The organism is Alistipes sp. Marseille-P2263, from assembly GCF_018101075.1.
In the GTDB taxonomy this organism is placed as follows: domain Bacteria; phylum Bacteroidota; class Bacteroidia; order Bacteroidales; family Rikenellaceae; genus Alistipes; species Alistipes dispar.
Genome location: NZ_JAGQEJ010000011.1, coordinates 1 through 22,194, shown reverse-complemented (window position 1 = coordinate 22,194; position 22,194 = coordinate 1). Strand labels below are relative to the sequence as shown.

Below are 22,194 nucleotides of genomic sequence, written 5' to 3'. Positions count from 1 at the left end.
GTTGGAATTAGAAGGTCAGATCGACGCCGAACATGAAGGTCCGGCCCACGGGATAGGGCGTGCTGTACATGCCGGCCAGCGTGTACTCCGTACCTTGCAGATCGACCTCGGGGTCCATGCCCGAGAAGCGGGTGAAGGTGGCCAGGTTGTCGCCCGAAACGTAGATGCGCATGGCTTGCATCCGCATCTTCCTGACCCACTTTTCGGGCAGGTCGTAAGCCAGCGTGACGTTCTTGATGCGGAAGAAGCTGCCGTCCTCGAGGAACCGCGACGACACGGCGTTCGAGTTCTTGTTGCCGAACGCGACGGCCTTGGGGTGCGTGGCCACGTCGCCGGGCTTCTCCCAGCGCTTCCACTTCAGTCCGTTGTCCAGCGAGACGCTGTTGTGCGTCAGGAACGCGCCGTCGGCGTCCATCGTCAGGCGGTCGTTGTTGAAGATCTTGTTGCCGTACACGAAATTGGCCACGCCGCTCAGCGTGAAGTTGAAGACGCGCAGAGAGGTCGAGACGCCGCCGCTGAACTTGGGCGTGGCGACACCCACGACCTGATTGGTCGCCTCGCTGTAATCGTTGGTCGGAATGCGTCCGGTCACCCGGCCGTGTTCGTCATAGACGACCTTCTCCCATACGGGATCGCCGTTGCCCGGATCGACGCCCAGCCACTTGGGCATGTACCAACTGTAAATGTCCTGCCCCACCTTCACCTGCTGCGAGACGGTTCCGTTGCCACCGCTCGACTGGAGGAATCCCTCGGGAGTCGGCGTAGTCAGCACGCGGTTGCGGTTGAACCCGATGTTGAATCCCGTGGTCCACGTCACGCCGCGGGTCTTCACGTTGGTCGTATTGAGCGCGATCTCGAAACCGCGGTTGCGGACCTTGCCCGCATTGGCCGTCTGGTCGAAGAAGCCCGTCGAAGGCGACAGCGGCACGTTGAGCAGCAGCTCGGAGTTGATGATGTTGTAGAAGTCGAGAGTGAGGTCGATCCGGCCGAGGAACGAAGCGTCGAGACCCACGCCGGTCATGTTGGCCGTCTCCCAGCCCAGATAGGGATTGGCCTTGCGGACGGGAATGGCCGTCACCTTGTTGTGGTATTTCGAGGCGAACGAATAGGAGTCGAGGTAGAGGTACGACCCGATCGACGAGTTACCCGTTTCGCCGTAGCTGGCGCGCAGCTTGAGCAGATCGAGCCATGCGGCGTCCCTGAGCCAGTTCTCGTGGCTGACGACCCACGAAGCGGCCACCGACGGGAAGTAACCCACCCGGTTCCTGGGTGCGAACTTCGAGCTGGCGTCGGCGCGGAACGACGCCGTGAGCGTGTACTTGTTCCGGTAGCTGTACTGCACCTGCGCGAAGACCGACCAGCCCTCGCCCCAGAGGTCGTACCCGCCGTTCTCGAAGGGAATCGTCGAGTTCATCGAACCCATCCCTTCGGGCATGTCCTGTCCCGTCACGTCGAGGTACTCCTCCTTGTTGATTCCGTACTCGTAGCCCAGCAGTCCGCCGAGGTTGTGGTCGCCGAACGAGTGCGCCGCCTTGACGAGGTTCGACGAGGAGATGCCCCATCCCTCCGACAGGCTGTTCGCAAGGCTGCCGTGCTCCGACTCGCCCACCGTGCGGGGGTCGATGCAGGTGATGTACTTCGAACCGCTGCGGTTGAACCGGTTCGACGAGGAGACCGTCAGCCAGTCGGTAGGATTCCACACCAGTTGCAGGTCGCCCACCAGATCGTCCGAATGCGACTTGGCGTAGTTGTACTTTTCGGCGAAGAGCGGATTGTAGCGGTACTGCGACAGCCAGGCGTGTTCGGTGTCCTTGTTCAGGTCGATGAGCGAGCCGTCGGCATAATAGGGGCTGTCCCACGGCACCATGCAGTAGGCCCACTCGAGCGTCTGATACGACGAGGAGCTGTAATCGCGCGAATTGGTGTAGGCGACGCGCGTGGTCATGCGCAGCGAACGCGCCAGTTCGGTCGAAAGGTTGATGCGGGCCGTCGTGCGGTGGAAGTCGGTATTGATGAGCGTTCCGTCCTCGCTGTAATGATCGAGGCTGACATAGTAATTGGTCTTGCCCGAGCTGCCGGATACCGAAGCGTAGTAATTCTGCACGACGCCCGTGCGGAAGATGGCGTCCACCCAGTCGAAATCCTGTCCGAGCAGCGATTCGGGACGCTGCGCCTGAAAAAGCACCTCGGGCATGTAGCTCTTCTGCGTATAGTAGAGCTCCTCCGAATCCATCATCTTCAGGCGGCCCTGCAACACCGACTTCACGCCGGCCGAGAACTTGAAATTGACCGTCGTCTTCTGCCCCTGCTTCGCCGACTTGGTCGTGACGACGATGACGCCGCCCGCACCCTCCGAACCGTAGATGGCCGTCGCTCCGGCATCCTTGAGCACGGTGAGCGTCTCCACGTCGTTGGGGTTGAACGTACCGCCGATGATGCCGTCCACCACGTAGAGCGGGTCGCTGGCTGCGGTGATGGAGCCCGTGCCGCGGATACGGATCGTAGCCTGCGAACCGGGCTGCCCCGAAGTATTATAGACCAGCACGCCGGCGGCCTTGCCCTGGAGCATGTTCCCGATGTCGGGCGAGGTGACGTCGGTGAGCTGCTCCGCGTCGAGCGAAACCACGGCGCTCGAAAGCTCCGTCTTGCGCTGCGACGAATAACCCATCACGACCACCTCGTCGAGGCTGTTCGACTGCGGCTCGAGCTCCACGTCGATCGTCGTCTGGTTGCTGTAGGTCACCTTCCGGTCCTCGAATCCCACGAACGAGAAGACGAGCACTTCGCCCGGGACGGCTTCCAGCGCATAGCGACCGTCCGCACCGGCCGATGTTCCCCGCGTCGTGCCCTCGACGACGACCGTCGCACCCGGGAGGGGCGATTTGTCCTCTGCCGAGAGCACCGTACCCTGAACGGCGGTCTGCGCATGGGCGCTCCCCGCCAAGAGGAGGAAAGCCGGCAGTTGAGTTCTGAGGAATGATTTAAGATTCATACGAATTAGGTTTTGATGGTTTGGTTTATGCTTGCTATTTTTCACGGACTTCGATCAGATAGCTGCGATCGAACGACGGAGCGATGAAGGGGTCGTCGCCGCTGACTTCGTAGCTGCGCGGATAGTCGGCCGCATACTCCGTGACTACATAGGTCCGGCCACGCTCCAGACCGCGCAGCTCGATGCGACCGCCGTCCCAGCGGTCGGCATAGAAGGCGTAGTAGAGCGCCCCGTCCTTGCGGATGACGTGTCCTTCGGGCCGGTCGAAACCGATGTCGTAAAGATTCAGGTAGTCGCCGAGCGAGAGCATTCTGTCGGTGTAGATCTTCACCCATTTCTTATACAGCCGCTCCTTCTCCGGCGTGAGCCGGTAATCCGCCTCGACGGCCGGGTTGTTCTCGGGCCAGGTGAATTTCGAACCGATCACGGCGCCGATCCCGATCTGCGAGGCAAAATCGTCGCCTCCGTCCGTCAGCTCCACGTGATCGCCGTAATAGGCCAGCCCGGGATTGATCGCCTTGTAACTCTTGCCCTTCAGCCGCACCTGCCAGCTCGACGTGGGATCGGAGGCCACGGCCTGATTCATATAGGGGATGTTGAAGAAGTTTACCGCGCATCCGCACGGGCAGAGCTGCACCACGGCATCGGGCTTGATGGCGCGCGCCCGGTCGAAGATCGCGCGGAAGAAGGAGGGGAAGCGCTCCACGGCCTGCTCCGGATCGTCCAGCCCGCTCGCCGGGTTGTGATCCGGCAGGCAGAGGTTCAGATGCTGTCCGTCGAGTTTCAGACCGTCGAAATTCCACTCGCGCATGAAACGGTCCACCAATCCCAGCGTGTAGCGCTCCGTGGCGGGATTGACCGGCGAGAGGTAGTAACTGTCCCACCAGGTGATGTATTCGGGCGTCCCTTCGGCCGTCTGCAACAGCATCTCGGGGTGTTCGCGCAGGATGCGCGTGCCGGGATCGGCCGCCATCGGCGCCCACCACAGCTTGGCCTTCATGCCCAGCGCGTGAATGGCATCGGTCATACGGCGCATGTCGCGGCCGCCTCCCGGAAAACGGGAGTTCGTCTCCCAATCGCCCTCGGCGATCTGGTAGCCGTCGTCCACGTCCACCCACCTGAAGCCCAGTTCGGCCACTTTGGGCAGCGTTCCGATCACCTCGCCGACGGTGAACTGCCGTTCGTATCCCCAAGCGCACCAGACCGGCTCGAAGGCCCCGGGTTCGGAAGCGGCCATGCGGATGCCGCGGTGGCGCTGCATGTAGGTCGAAAAGCTGCGCAGCGGATCGAAGAAATCGCCCTGCTGCACGGCCACGAAGCTGTCGTAAGCCGCCAGCGTGTCGCCCCGGGCGAAGAGCAGTTCCTCGTCGAATCCGCGCACGAGGGACATCGTCGCCGCGTCGCTGCTGCGGCTCCAGACGACGGGCATGGAGACCGTACGCAGACAGGGTTCGGTCAGTCCGACGCTCACGCCGCCGTCGCGCCGCCAGAGCGAAACCATCGGAATGCCGCCGCCGTAATCCGTGTTGTTCATGCCGAGGTAGTTCTCCTGCCGGAATCCCGGACGCACCGGAAGCACCCAGTCCGCCCGGGCCGAGGTGGAGGTGGGCTGGAACGACCACAACAGCGAGTCGGCCCCGATGCGCAGTTCGTTCGCCACCAGACGGCGCACGTGCAGGTCGCCGCCCCGGTTGATATAGCGCGTGCTTACGAGCAGCATTCCGTCGCAATCCCCTTCGGGGACCGTGACCGTCATCCGTTTTTCGACCGCGATGCCGTCGCACTCCGCAAGCCCGGTCAGGCAATAGCCGCCCTCGCAGCGTTCGACGCGTCCGAGCCTGAAATCGACGATTTCGGCCTCGTCGCACACCAGCCGGTCGAAGGGTCTGAAGTCGTCGCAGAAGGGGGCCGTCCCCCCGTGCAGCGAACGGATACGCACATGCATGCGGCCGTCCACTTCCATTTCAATTCCGCCGTTCGAGATGCGCTGCGGCGACGAGCACGCGGCCGCCGAGAGCAGAAGGGCGATGATCAGCAGTTTTTTCATGTTCGTTCGGGTGTTAGTCGAGGTGAAGGAGCCGGGCGGCATTGCCGTAGTAGATTTTCCGCAGCACGTCGTCGGGAAGACGGAAGCCGCTGTAAGCCCAGTGATACCCGTAGTCGGGGTTGTAGAAGTGTTCGTCGTCGGTCTCCAGAATCCGGAAGACCATGCGGTACATGCCGGGGTCCGTACCGTTGTCCGTGCCGAAGAGGACGCGGTCCGCATACCGGACGAGGAAACGGCGCGTGGCGCGCGGCGTGGCGGCCGACTCGCCCGCCCGGCCGGCAATGTCCACATAGAGGTTCGGATACCTGTCGAGCAGCCTCCCGAGCCGCTCCAGGTCCTGATTCATGTTCAGGTAGTGGCAGGCGATGAAGGTCGTCCCGGGATAGGCGGCCAGCGCGCGTTCGAAGGTCGCCATCAGCTCCTCGTAACCGCGGCAGCCCTCCGCGGAGGTGTCCACGGCCCAGTCTGCACCGTTCATCAGTCCGTCATTATGCCGGTCCAGCGGCTCGTACATCCAGATCGGCTCGGCGATATGGATGCTAACGGGCATTCCCAGCTCGCCGCACCGTTCGATAAGCGGGCGCAGGCGCGGATCGTCGAGGTGGATGCCCCGTCCGGGCACGGGACGGGCATAGGTGTCGCCCAGCCCCTTGTCCACCATCTCGCCGACGCCGCGGGCTCCCAGCGCATGACAGCGCTCCAGCTCGCGGACGGCCCGTTCGGCCCATCCGGGTTCGCCGAATCCCGTGTAGTCGAAACAGCACCAGAACAGGAAACGGTCGCCGTAGGGCCGGTATTTGCGTATATACTCCTCGAAGGGCGCACCGATCCACTCGCAGTGCATGACGCTCGAATAGCGTATGTTGCACGAGTCAAGCGTACGCACCCATGCGGCCACTCCGGCATCGTCGGCGGCGTAGTCGTGCGAATGCATGTCCACGACGGGGAATTTGGCCCGCCGGACATCGGTCCGGGGAATGCGGAATACGGACCGCGGTTCGTAATCCTTCAGCCGGAGTTCCTGCACGGCGGCTTTCCGTTCTTCGAGGCTCTGCGCCGACACGGAGCCGGCGGCCGGAATCCCGAGCAGGGCGATGGTCATCAGACAAACAGGTTTCATCGGATCATGGTTTTCAGGTCAGTATCTTCGGTTCCGGTCAGCGACGGGCCGTGCCCGTCATCCGGTATTTTTCTTCGAGCAGCGCCGTCACGGGCTCCACGGCCTTCGGAAAGACCTTGCGCAGGTCGATCTCGTCCGAGGCGGTCAGGACGCCCTTGAGCGAGCGCATGAAGGTATCCTTGATCTCGGTGGCCAGGTTCACCTTCGAAATGCCGGCCGCGATCGCCTCGCGGACCATCGGATGCGGAATGCCCGAACTGCCGTGCAGCACCAGCACCACGTCGGTGGCCGCACGGATCGCCTTCAGCCGCTCCATATCCAAATGCGGCGTTTCCCGGTAGAAGCCGTGCGCCGAACCGATGGCCACGGCCAGCGCATCGACGCCCGTCTCCCGCACGAAGCGCGCGGCTTCCTCCGGAGTCGTGAACCCGCCGCCCTGCCGCTGCCCCAGCTTGGCCACGTAACCCAGCTCGGCCTCCACATTGGCCCCGTAGGGACGCGCCAGCTCGACGACACGGCGCGTCACGGTCACGTTCTCCCCGAAAGGCCGCTCGCTGGCGTCGATCATCACCGAGTCGAATCCGGCCTCCAGGCAACGCTGCGCCAGCTCGACGCTCGGTCCGTGGTCGAGATGTATCCACCCCTCGAGACCGTAGTCGGCCAGTCCCTGACGCCCCATGCGGACGGCCTGTTCGAGCCCCATGTAGTCGATCGAGCTGCGCGTGAGTTGCAGCAAGACCGGAGCATCGACCGCCCGGGCGGCCTTCAGGACGGCCGTCAGCGTCTCGAAATTGTAGAAATTGGTGGCGAGGACCGCCGTTCCGGCGGCCTGACACGCCTTGAGTCGTTCCCGTATGTGCATAATCAATCCAGATTCAGTTGTTTTCCGAACCGCTCGCACGCCGTACGGACGGCCGCCTCCCGGTCGGCGAACGCCCCCGTGCCTCCGGCCGCCGTCGTAGAGATCGCTCCGGTGAGGTTGCCCGCATCCTGGCACTCCCCGAGCGAACCGCCGCGGACGAAGCACCGGATGAACCCGGCATTGAAGCTGTCGCCCGCACCGATGGTATCGACCGCCTCGCGGTTGAGCAGCGCCCCGACCTCGCGGCATTCCCCGCCGGCCGTGACGAGCACCGAGCCCCGGCTGCCGCGCTTGACGATCATGGCGCGCCGCAGCCACGGCCGCACGCTCCCGATCGCCTCGTCGAGCGACGCCGCATGCGCGAGCGCCGTCAGTTCCGCCTCGTTGGGCATGAAGACGTCGATGAGCGGCAGCACCTCGCGGCAGTCGATCCGCCACTCCTCGGCGGGGTCCCACTGCGTATCGAGCGAGACGGTCGCGCCGCCGTCGTGCGCCGCCCGCAGGATCGGCACGATATCGGCCAGCAGCCCGGGCTGCATGAAAAGCGACGAGAGGTGAATATGCCGGGCCGACAGGAAAATCTCCGGATCGAGGTCGGCGAAGCGCAGGGCCTCCATGGCTCCCGGATAAGTGACGTTGGCCCGGTCCTCGCCGTAACTCATGACGACCGTGACGCCGGTGGCACGGTCCGCCGCCTCGATCACATAGCGCGTATCCACGCCGCGCGCCTCGAGACTTCCGCGCACCAGCTCCCCGAAGGCGTCGCGGCCGATCATGCCCGCGAACGCCGTGCGGGCGCCCAGCGCCGAGACGTTGGCGGCGAAAATGGCCGTCGAGCTGCCCAGCGTACAGATCATGTCCCGGGCGAAAATCTCCTTGCCCACCTCGGGAAACCCGGCGATCCGGTTCAGGATCAGGTCCACGTTCAGTTCGCCCAGCGCGATGACATCGAAAGTTTTCATAGCGCGTCTCGGTTAGAGCAGGTCGTTCAGATTGACCAGGTTGAAAGCCGTGAAATACTTGTCCATGTCGCGCTCGATACGCCCCAGCACCATCTCCTCGGGATCGTATCCCGCACGACGCAGGTTGTCGCAGAGCATGTAGCGGGCGGCCAGCGCCTCGGGCCGCTGCCAGATATAGCGGCAGCCCGTCTTGACGAGCCACATCCGGCGTTCCGCGCCGAGCTGATCGAACTCCAGTCCGGCCTCCTCCTCATGCAGCCATTTGCGCCAGCGCCCCGACTCGCGGACCAGCCGCTCCAGCACCCCGGTCATGCGCGAGGCCATCGCCACCGTGCCTTTCTCCAGCTCGCGGCTTTCGAGCAGCTCCAGCTCGGCCAGCGCGTCGTATTCGCTCATCGTGAACTCCGGGCCCACATTGGCGGCGCCCATGCCGCAGAGGGGATACTGCTCGGGATTGCTCACCCCGTCGGTATAGTGGCCCTTGATGAAACTGCCGTAGGGGCGTACCTTGTCCGTCAGCACACGCGCCACTCCGGGATCGAACGTCGCGGTATGCAGGTCGGTCCCCACCTTGCCCACGACGAAGCAGGGCCATACGTCCTCCAGCCCGGCCTCCTTCAGAGCGGTTTTCAGCTCCGCGAGGAACGTGTCGAAGGTCTTCTCGTCGGCCAGTCCGCCGTGCACCTCCTCGGTTCCCACCTCGTAGGAGACGGGCGGCAGTCCGCGTTCGCGGCGGAACCGCTCGACATGGGCGATCAGCTCGACGGTGCGGGCGACCACCAGATGGATGCTGATGATCTCCCCCTTCGGCACGAAAATATCCACCGTGGGATCGACGTGGATCAGGTCGTAGCCGGCCAGCACGGCGGCTTCGAACGACCTCTTCACGCCGTTCATGGCCTCCTCGGGCGACCAGCGCTCGACGGCCTGCCGGTCCTTGAGCCACGGACCGCCGTGGTCGATGGCGATGACGGTTGTACCCGTATAATGGATGGCCTCGGCCTCGAGACGCGCCATGCGTACGAAGTCGGCCGGCGTCATCCCCGTATAGCCTCCGTCCACGTCGATCTGGTTCAGGGTCGCGGCGAAATAGATCGGGGCGTTGTTGCGGCGTGCGGCGCGGAATGCGGCCTTCGTCACGGCCACCGAATTGGGGCACACAGCGAAGATGGTGCGGGGAATCCCCGTCTCGCGGGTGATCCGGCCGATGGATTCGAGCAGTTGTTCGGTTTTTTTCATAGCGATTCCGGAAAGTCGGTTGTATTATCGTTCGTAAGGATAGATCGTGACCCCCTCCACGACACGGTGGATATTGCCCGACACGGAGGGCGAATCGGGATTCAGCCCCCGGTCGAGGGATTTGTAATAACCCAGCAGTTGGGCCGTAAAGACATAGGGGATGCAGCCATAGACACCCGTATCGCCGCCGCCGAGCACCACGTTCAGATCGAAGGAGACGCCCCCGACGGCGTAAGGCTCCGCCGAAACGGCCACCACGGCGGCCGTCCGGTTGTTCGCATCAATCTGCCGAATCAGGTCCTCCTCGTAACGACGCACGGCGGGATCGCGCGAAACGAGGTAAACCAGCAGCGAATCCTCCTTCACGACGGCCTTCGGACCGTGGCGGAATCCGAGAAACGAATCGAAGCCGCACATGACGCCCCCGTCGGTCAGCTCCTGCAACTTGAGATGCGACTCCTCGGCGATACCCTTCAGCGCGCCCGATCCGAGGAAGACCGCCCGCGAGAAGTTCCGCCGTGCGACCGCCGCGATCCGGCTGTCGTAAGTCTCCAGCGCACGGGCGGTCTGGTTCGCCAGGCATTCGACCGCCGCGGCGTCCCCGCCGATCCGGTCGATGCGCGAAACCAGCAACGCCGTAAGCAGCATGGTCGAGAAACTGCTGGTCATGGCCAGACTTCTGTCATCCGTCTCGGCGGGCAGGAGCAGCAGCAGCGAATCGCGGTGCGCCGCAGCGATCCGGGCCAGCCGCCCTTCGGCGTTGCAGGTAATGAAGATATGCGCGACCCGCTCTCCTCCCAGCCTGTCGGCCAGCTTGATAGCGCCGAGGCTCTCGGGACTGTTGCCCGAACGGGCGAACGACACGAGCAGCACGTTGCGCCCCGGAGTGAACCAGGAGGCCGGATGGGTGATGATGTCGGTCGTGGGAACCGCCGCCGCCCCCTCGAAGAGCGAACCCGCGACGGCCGGAACCAGCGCATCGCCGATATAGGCCGAAGTGCCCGCTCCGGTGAAAAGCACCCGGTAGCCTCGCTCGATGTGCGAGCGCACGAACGTTTCGATCTCCTGCCGCCGCGCCGCGATCCGGTCGTACTGCTGTTTCCAGACACGGGGTTGCTGCATGATCTCGGCATAGGTATATTGGCCTTTACTTTGCATAATCAGGACTTTTAATTCGACGAAGGCAAAAATACGCAAACCGAAAATTTCGCAATGTTTCGAATACGATATTTTTTCAGACACCACGACCGGACCAGAGAGAAAAATAGCACATAATAAACTATAAAACAATGAAATAATCCTCAACAATCCGGGCCGAAATTTAATTTCACAAAGTTTCGAAACTCCCATTTCAGTTTATGACGGAAATTTTTCATATCTTTGCATCCGTAACACGACCTCTAACCCAATCTTACACCGGGCAGTACGATGGACAACACGCTAAAAACGACAAAAGGCAGAAGATCAATGATTCTGCAACGACTGAAAAGCCAGTCGGCGATCTCGGTCGAAGAACTCCACCGGGAATTCGGCGTATCGGAAGTTACGATCCGCAAAGACCTCAACGCACTCGACGAACGGAATCTGCTGATTCGGACCCGCGGCGGAGCGATCGGCCTCCCCAACACCGAGGCCGAGAGCAAGGAGGACACGCCGATCCACAACAAGCGGTTTTTCAACACGCGAGAAAAACAGGCGATCGGCCGCGTCGCGGCCACGCTGATCGAGGAAAACGACACGATCCTGCTGGACTCGGGCACCACGACACTCGAAATAGCGCGCAACCTCCACAAGTTCCAGCGGCTCACGATCATCACCAACTCAATCAACATCGCGGCCGAGCTGCTGGGCTACAAACGGTTCAATATCATTCTGCTGGGAGGCAATCTGCGCGGAGCGTCGCAGTCCACGGTGGGACCCATCGCCGAAATGAACCTCAAGGTTTTCTATTGCGACAAACTGTTTCTGGGCGTGGACAGCTTCAATATCGAATGCGGACTGTCCACCCCGAATATCGAAGAGGCGAATATCAACCAGATGATGCTCTCGATGTCGAAACGGGTGATCGCGGTGTTCGACTCGAGCAAGTGCAACAAGCGCAGTTTCGCCTTCATCGCCCCGGTGGACAAAATAGACGTCGTGGTGTCGGACAGCAACCTGCCGGCCAATATCCGGAACCAGCTACGGTCCATGCAGATCAAAGTCTACGCGGCCGAAGTGCATCCGTAACCGGCCGCATTCGAAACTTTCGAAATATATTTCTGCCTGTCAGGCGCCCGCAGCGTCCGCGGAACCAACCGGACGGACAGACCGAAGAGGGGGGGGGCTGCGATCGTTCCGGATCGCAGCCCCCCCCTTCTTCCGCATCTCCGGCCCGTCCGTCCGGAAGACGCACCGGAAAAAGCCCGAACAAAAACAGGCGGAAACCGGAGCCGGCCCCCCCGGGGAGGCAGAATCCCCGGACCCCGGTTCAGCCGGATACGTCCGACCGACGCATACTCTCCGGCCTATCCCTGACCACGCCCCCGCCCGCACGGAACCCGGATGCAAAAATCCGGATATGAAAAAAGGCCCGGCCTTCACAGACCGGACCCTCGGAATATCCGCGGCCGAAGCCGCCGGAAATTTTACTTGCGGTAAACCTTTTTATAGCCGTAGATGGCCTCGTCGCCCAGCTCTTCCTCGATGCGGAGCAACTGGTTGTATTTGGCCATACGGTCCGAACGCGACATCGAACCGGTCTTGATCTGACCCGAGTTCGTAGCCACGGCGATATCGGCGATCGTCGAATCCTCGGTCTCGCCCGAACGGTGCGACGTAACCGACGTATAGCCGGCGCGGTGCGCCATCTCGATCGCGTCGAGCGTCTCCGTCAGCGAGCCGATCTGGTTCACCTTGATGAGGATCGAGTTGGCGCAGCCCATCTCGATGCCCTTCTTCAGGAACTCGACGTTGGTGACGAACAGGTCGTCGCCGACGAGCTGGCACTTGCCGCCGATCTCGGCGGTCAGCATCTGCCAGCCTTCCCAGTCGTTCTCCGACATACCGTCCTCGATCGAGTCGATCGGGTACTTCTCCACGAGGCCCTTCAGGTACTCCACCTGCTCCTTCGAAGTGCGCTTGGCGCCCTTCTCGCCCTCGAAGATCGTATAGTCGTACACGCCGTCCTTATAGAATTCCGACGAAGCGCAGTCCATGCCGATCATCACGTCCTTTCCGGGAACGTAGCCGGCCTTCTCGATGGCCTTGATGATCGAATCCAGCGCATCCTCCGTACCGTTCAGCGCGGGAGCGAAACCGCCCTCGTCGCCCACGGCGGTCGAGAGGCCGCGCTCGTGGAGCACCTTCTTCAGGTTGTGGAACACCTCGGCGCCCATGCGCAGGCCCTCCTTGAGCGACGGAGCGCCCACGGGACGGATCATGAACTCCTGGAACGCGATCGGAGCGTCCGAGTGCGAACCGCCGTTGATGATGTTCATCATCGGCACGGGCAGCGTCTTGGCGTTCGAACCGCCGATATAGCGATAGAGCGGCATGCCGAAGTAGTCGGCGGCGGCGCGGGCCACGGCCAACGACACGCCGAGAATGGCGTTGGCGCCCAGCTTCGACTTCGTAGGCGTGCCGTCGAGGGCGATCATCGCCTTGTCGATGCCCACCTGATCGGCCACGTTCATGCCGATAATGGCCGGAGCGATCACCTCGTTGACGTTCTTCACGGCGTTCAGCACACCCTTGCCCAGATAACGGCTCTTGTCGCCGTCACGAAGCTCGAGGGCCTCGTGCTCACCCGTCGATGCGCCGCTCGGAACGGCGGCACGGCCGAATGCGCCGGATACGGTACGAACTTCGACCTCGACGGTCGGATTGCCTCTCGAATCGAGGATCTCCCTTGCGTGAATCTCTACAATCTGCATAGTTGTAATAATTTGAATTATACGGTCTTAAAACTTTCTGTCCGTTTTGCACCGCAAAGTTACAAAATAATTGTGAATTGCGGATTCGCCGGCTGTTATTTTTTTCACGCCGCGGAATTCCACGCCGAAGGCCGCGACCGCTTCCCCCCCCCGGTTTGGGAATCCGCCGCAAAATCGTATCTTTGTCCCGTGAACCCGGACGCCGTTCCGCGGAACGGCGTCCGCACACGACAACCGAACGTGTTCATATACTTTCGAATGCACCGGCGCCCCCGCGGCCGGATGCGCCCGAAGGAATAGGACCGTCCAAACAAAGATTCGCTTCCATGCGCAAAGTACTCTCCTTCTCCCTCTTCCTCATGGCGGGACTCGTGGCCTCCCAACTGCTTCCCGGCGCGCTCGGCGCGGGTTACGGCCCGTTCAAGGCCGCGGCCGACACGCTGCTGTACGTCTGCCTGGGATTCATCATGATCAACGTGGGCCGCGAGTTCGAAATCGACAAGACGCGCTGGCGCTCCTACACGGCCGACTACTTCATCGCCATGGCCACAGCGGCGCTTCCCTGGCTGCTCATCGTACTCTACTACGTCTTCGTGCTGCTTCCCTCCGATCTCTGGAGCGACCCGGCGGCCTGGAAGGAAAACCTGCTGCTGAGCCGCTTCGCCGCCCCGACCTCGGCGGGCATCCTCTTCACGATGCTGGCGGCGCTGAAGCTCAAGGAGAGCTGGATCTACCGCAAAATCCAGGTGCTCGCCATCTTCGACGACCTGGACACCATCCTGCTGATGATCCCCCTGCAGATCCTGATGATCGGCCTGCGGTGGCAGATGTTCGCCATCGTGGCCATCGTCGTCGTGCTGCTCGCCGTCGGCTGGCGCCGGCAGGGCACGTGGGACGTGCGGCAGGACTGGAAACGCATCCTCGGGCTCTCGGTCGCGGTCTGCGCGCTGACGCAGGCGATCTACCTCGCCACGAAACACTGGTACGGTCCCGAGAACAGCATCCATATCGAGGTGCTGCTCCCGGCCTTCGTCGTCGGGATGCTGATGCGCCACCGGCATATCGACACGCCCGCCGAACGCCGCATCGCCACGGGCATCTCGTTCCTCTTCATGCTGCTCGTAGGAATGAGCATGCCGCTGATGACCGGCTCCGGAGCCGACGCCGCCGCAGCCGCGGCCTCCTCCGTCACGGCGTCGCAGCCGATGATGCCGTGGGGCGTCGTGGCCCTGCACGTGGTGGCCGTATCGCTGCTTTCGAACCTCGGCAAACTCGTCCCGCTATTCTTCTACCGCGACCGGAAACTGAGCGAACGACTGGCCCTCTCGGTGGGCATGTTCACCCGCGGCGAAGTGGGGGCCGGGGTCATCTTCATCGCCCTGGGATACAACCTGGGCGGCCCGGCGCTCGTCGTCTCGGTGCTGACGCTGGTGCTGAATCTGGTGCTCACGGGCGGCTTCGTCGTATGGGTCAAGCAACTGGCGCTCAAAAGTTACACGCCGGAGACGGCCAACGGAAAAACCGAATGAGACGTCTGCTGCCGCTCGTCGCCGCCGTGCTGCTGATCGCGCCCGCCGCGGCGCAGGAACGCGCGAAGAACATGCTGTCCGTGCGCGGCGGCGCGACCTTCGCCCACCTGCAGGTCACGCTCGGCTCGCTTCGGGCCGCCACGGAAACACGCACGGGTTACCATATCGAAGTGGCGGACGAGGTGCTGCTCCACCGCAGTCTGCCCCTCTACGTCGAAACGGGCATCGGTTTCACGAGCGCCGGCGGCGCATACCAGGGGCTCGCCATACGTCCCATGTATCTGCAGGTTCCCCTGCTGCTGAACGTCCGCATCCGCCTCGGGCGGCGGCTCGATCTCATCCCGGCGGCCGGAGCGTGGTATGCCGTGGGGCTGGGCGGCAAGATCCGCAGCAGCGGGGCATGGTACGACCTGTTCGGGCCGCACGGCGCGCTCCGCCGGTCGGATTTCGGCATCCGGCTGGCCCTCGGCATGGAGTGGCGGCGGATCCAGCTCCGCGCAGGCTGCGACGTGGGATGTCTGAACACCCTTTCCGAAGAGTACACCCTTCCCTCCGATCCCGACGGGGACCTGACGAAGTTCCGATTCGACGGATTCCGCAGCCGCAACCTTTCCATCGGCATCGGCTACCGCTTCTGAACCGCTGCGGAAAGACGAAAGGACGCCCTGCGGGGCGTCCTTTCGTCTTTCCGGTCCGGCAGGCCATCCGGCCGCTACTCCCGCAGCAGCACCGACGAATCGCCGTAGCTCAGGAAGCGGAACCCGTGGTCCAGCGCATAGTCGTAGATGTTCCGCCACTCCTCGCCCACGAAGGCCGAGACGAGCAGCAGCAGGGTCGATTTGGGCTGGTGGAAATTCGTGACGATATTCCTTACGATGCGGAACTCGTAACCGAGCGGCGTAATCATGATCCGCGTAGCGGCCTTCAGCCGGTCGCAGCCGTGCGCATCCATCCACGCGAGCAGCTCCTCCAGCGCCTCGCGCCCCGTATAACCGGAAGGAATGTCGTACGGCTCCCACTGCCCGATCGCCCGCTCCGCATCGGGCGTTCCGCCCGTGCGGATGCGCCACGCCAGAGCCGCGAGCGATTCGAGCGTGCGCACCGAGGTGGTCCCGACGGCGGTGATATGCCCCCACCGCTCCAGCAGGCGGGCCACCGTCGCGCGCCGCACCTCGAAATGCTCGGTGTGCATCGGATGCTTCGCGGCGTCCTCGTCCTTCACGGGCAGGAACGTGCCCGCCCCGACGTGGAGCGTCACCTCCTCGAAACCGAATCCGCGGGCTTCCATCGCCCCGATCAGCTCCGGCGTGAAATGCAGCCCCGCCGTAGGGGCTGCCACCGACCCCTCCACTTTCGAATAGACGGTCTGGTAGCGCGTGTTGTCGATCTCCTCGCTCTCGCGGTTCAGGTAGGGCGGAATCGGAATCCGCCCCAAGTGCTCGAGCAACTGCCCGAAAGTCATCGGGGCCGTCCATTCGAAACGCACGACGCATTCGCGCCCGCGGTCCTCGACCATCCGCGCCCGAAGGTGCTCGGCCCGCCCCGCGCAGTCGAAGCCGACGGCGACATACCCTTCCTTCCACTTCTTGCGGTTGCCCACGATGCACGACCACTCGCACGCGCCCCGCACGGCGAACGCCCGCTCGTAGTCGGCCGGTGCGTGCGGTTCGAGGCAGAATACCTCGATGCGCGCCCCCGAGGGCTTGTGCATGATGATCCGCGCGCGGATGACCTTCGTGTTGTTGAACACGAGCAGCTCGCCCGCGGGCAGCACGTCGCCGATGTCGGAAAAACGCGTCTCGGCGATCCGTCCGCGGCGCCAGACGAGCAGTTTCGAGGCGCTGCGCTCGGCGAGCGGGAACCGGGCGATCCGCTCGTCCGGAAGCGCGTAGTCGAAACTGTTTATATCTATATGTCGCTCCATATTTGCCGGAATTTGTGCGGCAAAGTTACTATTTTTTGTAACTTTGCGGCGCTTAATGGTCAGAAAACAATGAAAACCGACTTTTTGGTTATCGGTTCCGGCGCGGCGGGCCTTTCGTTCGCGCTGAAGGCCGCCGCCCACGGCCATGTCACGGTCGTGACCAAGGGCGAGATCGCGGAGTGCAACACCAATTACGCACAAGGCGGCATCTGCTCGGTCACCTACGCCCCCGACACCTTCGAGAAGCACATCGCCGACACGCTCGTATGCGGCGCGGGCAAATGCGACGGGAAGGCCGTGGAGCTGGTCGTGCGGCGTGCTCCCGAGCTGATCGGCGACCTGATCGCCTGGGGCACGCGCTTCGACACGACCCCCGACGGACGCTTCGAGCTCAACCGCGAGGGCGGCCACTCGGAGCACCGCATTCTCCACCACGAGGACCTCACGGGCGCCGAGATCGAACGGGCCCTCGTCGAGTCGGTGCGCCGCCACCCGAACATCACGGTGCTCGAGAGGCACTTCGCCATCGACCTGCTGACGCAGCACCACCTGGGCGAGTTCGTCACGCGCCACACGCGGGGGCTGACGTGCTTCGGCGCCTACGTGCTCAACGAGCGGACCAACGAGATCGAGACCATGCTTTCGAAATTCACCGTCGTCGCCACGGGCGGCTGCGGCAACATCTACTCCTCGACCTCCAATCCGGTCGTGGCCACGGGCGACGGAATCGCCATGTGCCACCGCGCCAAGGCCATCACCGAGAACATGGAGTTCATCCAGTTCCACCCCACGACGCTCTACAACCCGGGCGAGAAGCCCAACTTTCTCATCACCGAGGCCATGCGCGGCTTCGGGGCCATCCTGCGCCTGCAGTCGGGCGAGGAGTTCATGGACAAGTACCATCCGATGCGCTCGCTGGCGCCGCGCGACGTCGTGGCCCGCGCCATCTACCGCGAAATGACCCGCCGGGGCGAGGACTTCGTTTACCTCGACGTGACGCACAAGGATCCCGCGGCCGTGCGCAGCCACTTCCCCAACATCTACGAGAAGTGCCGCTCGATCGGCATCGATATCACGAAGGACTGGATTCCCGTGACCCCCGCGGCGCACTACTGCTGCGGCGGCGTGAAGGTGGACACCAACGGCGAAACCTCCATCCGCCGCCTCTACGCGCTGGGCGAAACCTCCTGCACGGGGCTGCACGGCGCGAACCGGCTGGCTTCGAACTCGCTCATCGAGGCGGTCGTCTATGCCGACCAGGCCGCACGCCGCACGGCGTCGCTCGTCGGCACGGTCGATTTCCAGGAGGGCATTCCCGACTGGGATTTCGAAGGCACGCAGCACACCGAGGAGATGCTCATGCTCATCCAGTCCAAACGCGAGGTGCAGCAGATCATGTCCAACTACGTGGGCATCGTGCGTTCGAACCTCTCGCTCAAACGCGCCATGCGGCGGCTGTCGATCCTCTTCGAAGAGACCGAAGAGCTCTACGGCAAGACCAAGCCCAACCGCGAGCTGTGCGAGCTGCGGAACATGATCGCCGTGGCGTACCTCGTAATCAAGCAGGGGCGCGAGATCAAGGAGTCGGTGGGCTGCCACTACAACATGGACTACCCCAAGGAGTAGCCCCGCCCGGAACGCCCCCGCCCGCATCCCGGACGCAATGCGGCGGGTCCTTGCCGAAAGGGCCGGACGAAAGGGCCCCGCAGGCGCGGCGGCCCGCCGCGAAACAGCGTCCCGCAATCCGGGACCGGTCCCGGAGCCAATTCGCCATACGACTATGACACAACAGGAAGAGATCACACGCCGGCGAACCTTCGCCGTCATCGCCCACCCCGACGCGGGCAAGACCACCCTCACGGAGAAACTGCTGCTCTTCGGCGGCGCGATCCACGTGGCCGGAGCCGTCAAGAGCAACAAGATCAAGAAGGGCGCCACGTCCGACTTCATGGAGATCGAGCGCCAGCGAGGCATTTCGGTGGCCACGGCCGTGATGGGCTTCGAATACGCGGGATGCAAGATCAATATTCTCGACACCCCCGGCCACGAGGACTTCGCAGAGGACACCTACCGCACGCTCACGGCCGTCGATTCGGTCATCATCGTCATCGACGGAGCGAAGGGCGTCGAGGCGCAGACGCGCAAGCTGATGGAGGTCTGCCGGATGCGGCAGACGCCCGTGATCGTCTTCATCAACAAGCTGGACCGCCCCTCGAAGGAGCCGTTCGACCTGCTGGACGAGGTGGAGAAGGAGCTGCACATCCGCGTGCGTCCGCTGGCCTTCCCCATTTCGAACGGCCCGACGTTCAAGGGAGTCTATAACCTCTACGAACGGCGGCTGTCGCTCTTCACCTCGGACGAGAAACTGACGGCCGACGCCTCGACGGTCGAGATCGAAGACCTCGCATCGGCGGAACTCGACGAGCGCATCGGCGCGAAATTCGCCGACCAGTTGCGGCAGGACGTCGAGCTGGTCGAAGGGGTTTACGACGCATTCGACCGCGACGCCTACCTCCGGGGCGAGCTGGCGCCCGTATTCTTCGGATCGGCCGTGAACAACTTCGGCGTCCGCGAACTGCTCGAATGCTTCGTGCGCATCGCCCCCTCGCCGCGTCCGGCCCCGACCGAGACGCGCACGGTGGAGCCCGGGGAGCCGAAAATGACCGGCTTCGTATTCAAGATACACGCCAACATGGACCCCAACCACCGCGACCGCATCGCCTTCCTGAAAATCTGCTCGGGCACGTTCGAACGCAACCGGAACTACCTGCACGTCCGCAGCGGCAAGCAGATGAAATTCTCCTCGCCGACGGCCTTCATGGCCGAAAAGAAGTCGGTGATCGACTTCGCCTACCCGGGCGACATCGTGGGCCTGCACGACACGGGCAACTTCAAGATCGGCGACACGTTCACCGAGGGCGAAAAGCTCCGCTTCACGGGCATCCCGTCGTTCGCCCCCGAACAGTTCCGCTACATCGAGAACGCAGACCCGCTGAAGTTCAAGCAACTGGCCAAGGGCATCGACCAACTCATGGACGAGGGCGTGGCGCAGCTCTTCACCTCGTCGCTCAACGGCCGCAAGATCATCGGCACGGTGGGCGCGCTACAGTTCGAGGTGATCCAGTACCGCCTCGAGCACGAATACAACGCCTCCTGCCGCTGGGAGCCGATCTCGATCTACAAAGCCTGCTGGATCGAGAGCGACAACGCCGCGCAACTGGCCGACTTCAAACGCCGCAAGCACACCAACATGGCCGTGGACAAGCACGGCCGCGACGTCTTCCTCGCCGACACGAGCTATGCGCTCGCCCTGGCGCAGGAGAATTTCAAGGAGATCCGCTTCCACTTCACCTCGGAGTTCTGATCCGACGAAAAGCCCATTCGTCTGACATGAAGGCCGGTCCCGGAACAAAAGCTGTGCGATGCGTCCGCCTCTCCGGCACTACGGAAAAACCGCCTTCCCGATCGAATACACCCTCCCCACCGGGAAACGGCATGCGGTAGAACCCGGACGAATCGGCCGGAACCGGCCGGGACGAATCACATCGGCACTTCGATCAGCAGCACGGAGGCATCGGCCGCAGCATCAATACGCAGTTCCCCCGCGCCGCAGATCCCGCGCGACAGGGTCTCTCCGGCCGTTTCGACGCACCCCTCCAGCACGAACAGGTAAACGCCGTCGCCGAAGAGCCGCAGGCGATAATCCGCCCCGCGTCCCGCATCGAGGTCGAGCGTATGAAACCAGGCCCGCTGGTGAATCCATCCCACATGCTCGTTCCCGAAACCCTCGGGCGCCACGATCGGCCGCAGCTCATTGCGCACGGCGGGGGCCAGCGTCAGTTGATCGTACCGGGGCCTGTGCCCGCGGGCATCGGGCAGCACCCATATTTGCAGGAACTTCACCGGCTCGGTGTCGCTGGCGTTGAATTCGCTGTGCGTGATTCCCGTACCGGCCGACATCACCTGTATCCCGCCCGGCCGCAACTCCTGTACATACCCCATACTGTCACGGTGTCGCAGCGCCCCGGAAAGCGGAATCGAAACGATCTCCATATTGGCGTGCGGGTGGGTTCCGAACCCCTCGCCGGGAGCCACGGTATCGTCGTTCAGCACCCGAAGCGCCCCGAAATGGATCCGCTTCGGATCGTAATAGTCCGCAAAACTGAACGTATGATAGGTATCGAGCCAACCGTGGTCGGCATGGCCGCGCGTCGCCGCACGGTGCAGTACTTTGTCCATCTTTTTCTCCTTTCGATTTTCGGTCACGATGCAAAAACCGGGCCGGACTTCCATCCGTCACTCCGGCGGCGGCCGGTCGCCGGAGCGGGAAGGACTCGGCCGGCAACATATTCGACAGCAACACGTTACAATCCGACAGAGTTACACAGCGGTTCGTGCCGCTCCAACCGACACTCCGGGCCGCAGCAACCGGTCCGGCCGGAGTTTTCTCCGGACCGGTTCGGGGGTTGCCGATTTTCTTCGTAGCTTTGCTTTCGAAAAAACCGCAAACGATGAAAACGATGCTGAAAGAGGACGCCGGGCTTCCGCGCCGGCTGCTTTACACGCTGGCCGTCATCTCCGGCGTCTCCGTCGCCAACCTCTACTACAACCAGCCGCTGCTCGACATGATCCGGCAGGACCTCGGCATCTCGACGCTCGCGGCCAACCACATCGCTCTCTATTCCCAGGCGGGTTACGCCCTCGGACTGTTATTCCTCATCCCGCTCGCCGATCTCGTGAGCCGCCGCCGCATCCTTCTTGCGGTCTTCGCCCTGCTGATCCTGTCGCTGGCGGCGACCGCCGCGGCCTCGGACATCCGGGCGATCCACGGTTTCTCGCTCGTCATCGGCATCTGCTCTGTCGTCCCGCAGTTCTTCATCCCGCTCGCGGCCCAATACTCCCGCCCCGAGGAGAAAAACCGCAACGTGGGCATCGTCCTCTCGGGACTTCTCACGGGAATCCTCGCCTCGCGCGTGGTGAGCGGCGCCGTGGGCGAATGGCTCGGATGGCGTGAAATGTACGTCATGGCCACGGGGCTGATGACGCTCTCGGCCATCGCCGCATTCCGCATCCTGCCCGACACCCGTCCCAATTTCTCGGGCAGCTACGGCGCGCTGATGCGTTCGCTCTTCACGCTTCTCAGGCAATACCCGCTCCTCCGGCTGTACTCCGTGCGCGCCGCCTTCGCATTCGGCGCACTGCTCTGTTTCTGGGCTTCGCTGGCTTTCAAGATGGCGCAGGCGCCGTTCCATGCCGGCAGCGACATCGTCGGAATACTCGGATTATGCGGCATCGCAGGGGCACTGACCGCCACCGTCGCCGGAAAATACATCACCCGCGTAGGCATACACCGCTTCAACTGCATCGGCGCACTCCTGCAGTTCATCGCCTGGGCGCTGTTCCTGTTCGGCGCGGAGAGCTACGCCTCGTTCGTTTTCGGAATCGTAGCGATCGACATCGGAATGCAATGCATCCAGTTGAGCAACCAGGCTCCGCTGTTCGGGCTATGCCCTGCGGCCTCGAACCGCATCAATACGATCTTCATGAGCACCTATTTCGCGGGCGGCACGCTGGGTACATTCCTCTCGGGCGCCGCATGGGCGCA

At 63.2% G+C, this 22,194-nt stretch carries 16 protein-coding genes; 6 read left to right on the top strand and 10 right to left on the bottom strand.

The annotated features are described in order from the left end of the window. Positions 1 to 7: 7 nt before the first annotated feature. The 7 genes from KB554_RS12190 to KB554_RS12160 are packed head-to-tail and all read right to left on the bottom strand — an operon-like array spanning position 8 to position 10,380. The gene (locus KB554_RS12190; protein WP_211036352.1) at positions 8 to 2,992 is read right to left on the bottom strand and encodes a TonB-dependent receptor; all 2,985 of its coding nucleotides are present in this window, start codon (positions 2,990 to 2,992) and stop codon (positions 8 to 10) included. Between the two features lie 34 nt (positions 2,993 to 3,026). Beyond that, on the bottom strand, positions 3,027 to 5,039 hold the full coding sequence (locus KB554_RS12185) for a glycoside hydrolase family 36 protein (protein ID WP_211036351.1): 2,013 nt from the start codon (positions 5,037 to 5,039) through the stop codon (positions 3,027 to 3,029). Between the two features lie 13 nt (positions 5,040 to 5,052). After that, positions 5,053 to 6,159: an amidohydrolase family protein gene (locus tag KB554_RS12180; protein WP_141428837.1), complete on the bottom strand. Its 1,107-nt coding sequence runs from the start codon at positions 6,157 to 6,159 to the stop codon at positions 5,053 to 5,055. A gap of 37 nt (positions 6,160 to 6,196) precedes the next feature. Then, the gene (locus KB554_RS12175) at positions 6,197 to 7,021 is read right to left on the bottom strand and encodes a class II fructose-bisphosphate aldolase (protein WP_211036350.1); all 825 of its coding nucleotides are present in this window, start codon (positions 7,019 to 7,021) and stop codon (positions 6,197 to 6,199) included. Positions 7,022 to 7,023: 2 nt separating this feature from the next. Next, complete coding sequence (locus KB554_RS12170) at positions 7,024 to 7,983, bottom strand: PfkB family carbohydrate kinase (RefSeq protein ID WP_211036349.1); 960 nt, start codon at positions 7,981 to 7,983, stop codon at positions 7,024 to 7,026. 12 nt (positions 7,984 to 7,995) lie between these two features. Next, positions 7,996 to 9,222 (bottom strand): class II D-tagatose-bisphosphate aldolase, non-catalytic subunit, encoded by a 1,227-nt coding sequence (locus tag KB554_RS12165; protein ID WP_211036347.1) that lies wholly within the window; start codon positions 9,220 to 9,222, stop codon positions 7,996 to 7,998. Between the two features lie 24 nt (positions 9,223 to 9,246). Further along, positions 9,247 to 10,380, bottom strand: coding sequence for an SIS domain-containing protein (locus KB554_RS12160; RefSeq protein WP_141428830.1), 1,134 nt, complete (start codon positions 10,378 to 10,380; stop codon positions 9,247 to 9,249). 309 nt (positions 10,381 to 10,689) lie between these two features. Between KB554_RS12160 and KB554_RS12155 the strand changes: the two genes are divergently transcribed. Next, a complete protein-coding gene (locus tag KB554_RS12155) occupies positions 10,690 to 11,451 on the top strand; it encodes a DeoR/GlpR family DNA-binding transcription regulator (RefSeq protein ID WP_232522855.1) in 762 nt (253 codons plus the stop codon). Positions 11,452 to 11,849: 398 nt separating this feature from the next. Here KB554_RS12155 and eno read toward each other — a convergent pair whose 3' ends face one another. After that, positions 11,850 to 13,136: a phosphopyruvate hydratase gene (gene eno / locus KB554_RS12150; RefSeq protein WP_141428826.1), complete on the bottom strand. Its 1,287-nt coding sequence runs from the start codon at positions 13,134 to 13,136 to the stop codon at positions 11,850 to 11,852. 326 nt (positions 13,137 to 13,462) lie between these two features. Here eno and KB554_RS12145 point away from each other — a divergent pair, with 326 nt between their 5' ends. After that, positions 13,463 to 14,665 carry a sodium:proton antiporter gene (locus KB554_RS12145; RefSeq protein ID WP_211036345.1) on the top strand — a complete coding sequence of 401 codons (1,203 nt, stop codon included), beginning with the start codon at positions 13,463 to 13,465 and terminating at the stop codon, positions 14,663 to 14,665. Next, positions 14,662 to 15,303, top strand: coding sequence for an outer membrane beta-barrel protein (locus tag KB554_RS12140; RefSeq protein WP_211036343.1), 642 nt, complete (start codon positions 14,662 to 14,664; stop codon positions 15,301 to 15,303). The genes KB554_RS12145 and KB554_RS12140 overlap by 4 nt, the downstream gene beginning before the upstream one ends. Positions 15,304 to 15,377: 74 nt before the next feature. Here KB554_RS12140 and KB554_RS12135 read toward each other — a convergent pair whose 3' ends face one another. Beyond that, entirely contained in the window at positions 15,378 to 16,589 is a 1,212-nt protein-coding gene (locus KB554_RS12135; RefSeq protein ID WP_211036342.1) for an S-adenosylmethionine:tRNA ribosyltransferase-isomerase, read from the bottom strand. Positions 16,590 to 16,658: 69 nt separating this feature from the next. On the opposite strand from KB554_RS12135, the gene nadB reads away from it, so the two are divergent. Together nadB and KB554_RS12125 are read left to right on the top strand one after the other, a co-directional pair. Further along, on the top strand, positions 16,659 to 18,215 hold the full coding sequence (gene nadB, locus KB554_RS12130) for an L-aspartate oxidase (RefSeq protein WP_141428820.1): 1,557 nt from the start codon (positions 16,659 to 16,661) through the stop codon (positions 18,213 to 18,215). Positions 18,216 to 18,369: 154 nt separating this feature from the next. Further along, positions 18,370 to 19,953, top strand: a complete 1,584-nt coding sequence (locus tag KB554_RS12125; RefSeq protein ID WP_141428818.1) for a peptide chain release factor 3 — start codon at positions 18,370 to 18,372, stop codon at positions 19,951 to 19,953. Between the two features lie 176 nt (positions 19,954 to 20,129). Here KB554_RS12125 and KB554_RS12120 read toward each other — a convergent pair whose 3' ends face one another. Then, positions 20,130 to 20,828 carry a pirin-like bicupin family protein gene (locus KB554_RS12120; RefSeq protein WP_211036341.1) on the bottom strand — a complete coding sequence of 233 codons (699 nt, stop codon included), beginning with the start codon at positions 20,826 to 20,828 and terminating at the stop codon, positions 20,130 to 20,132. Between the two features lie 272 nt (positions 20,829 to 21,100). Here KB554_RS12120 and KB554_RS12115 point away from each other — a divergent pair. Then, on the top strand, positions 21,101 to 22,194 hold a 1,094-nt coding region (locus KB554_RS12115; RefSeq protein WP_211036340.1), incomplete at its 3' end, for an MFS transporter.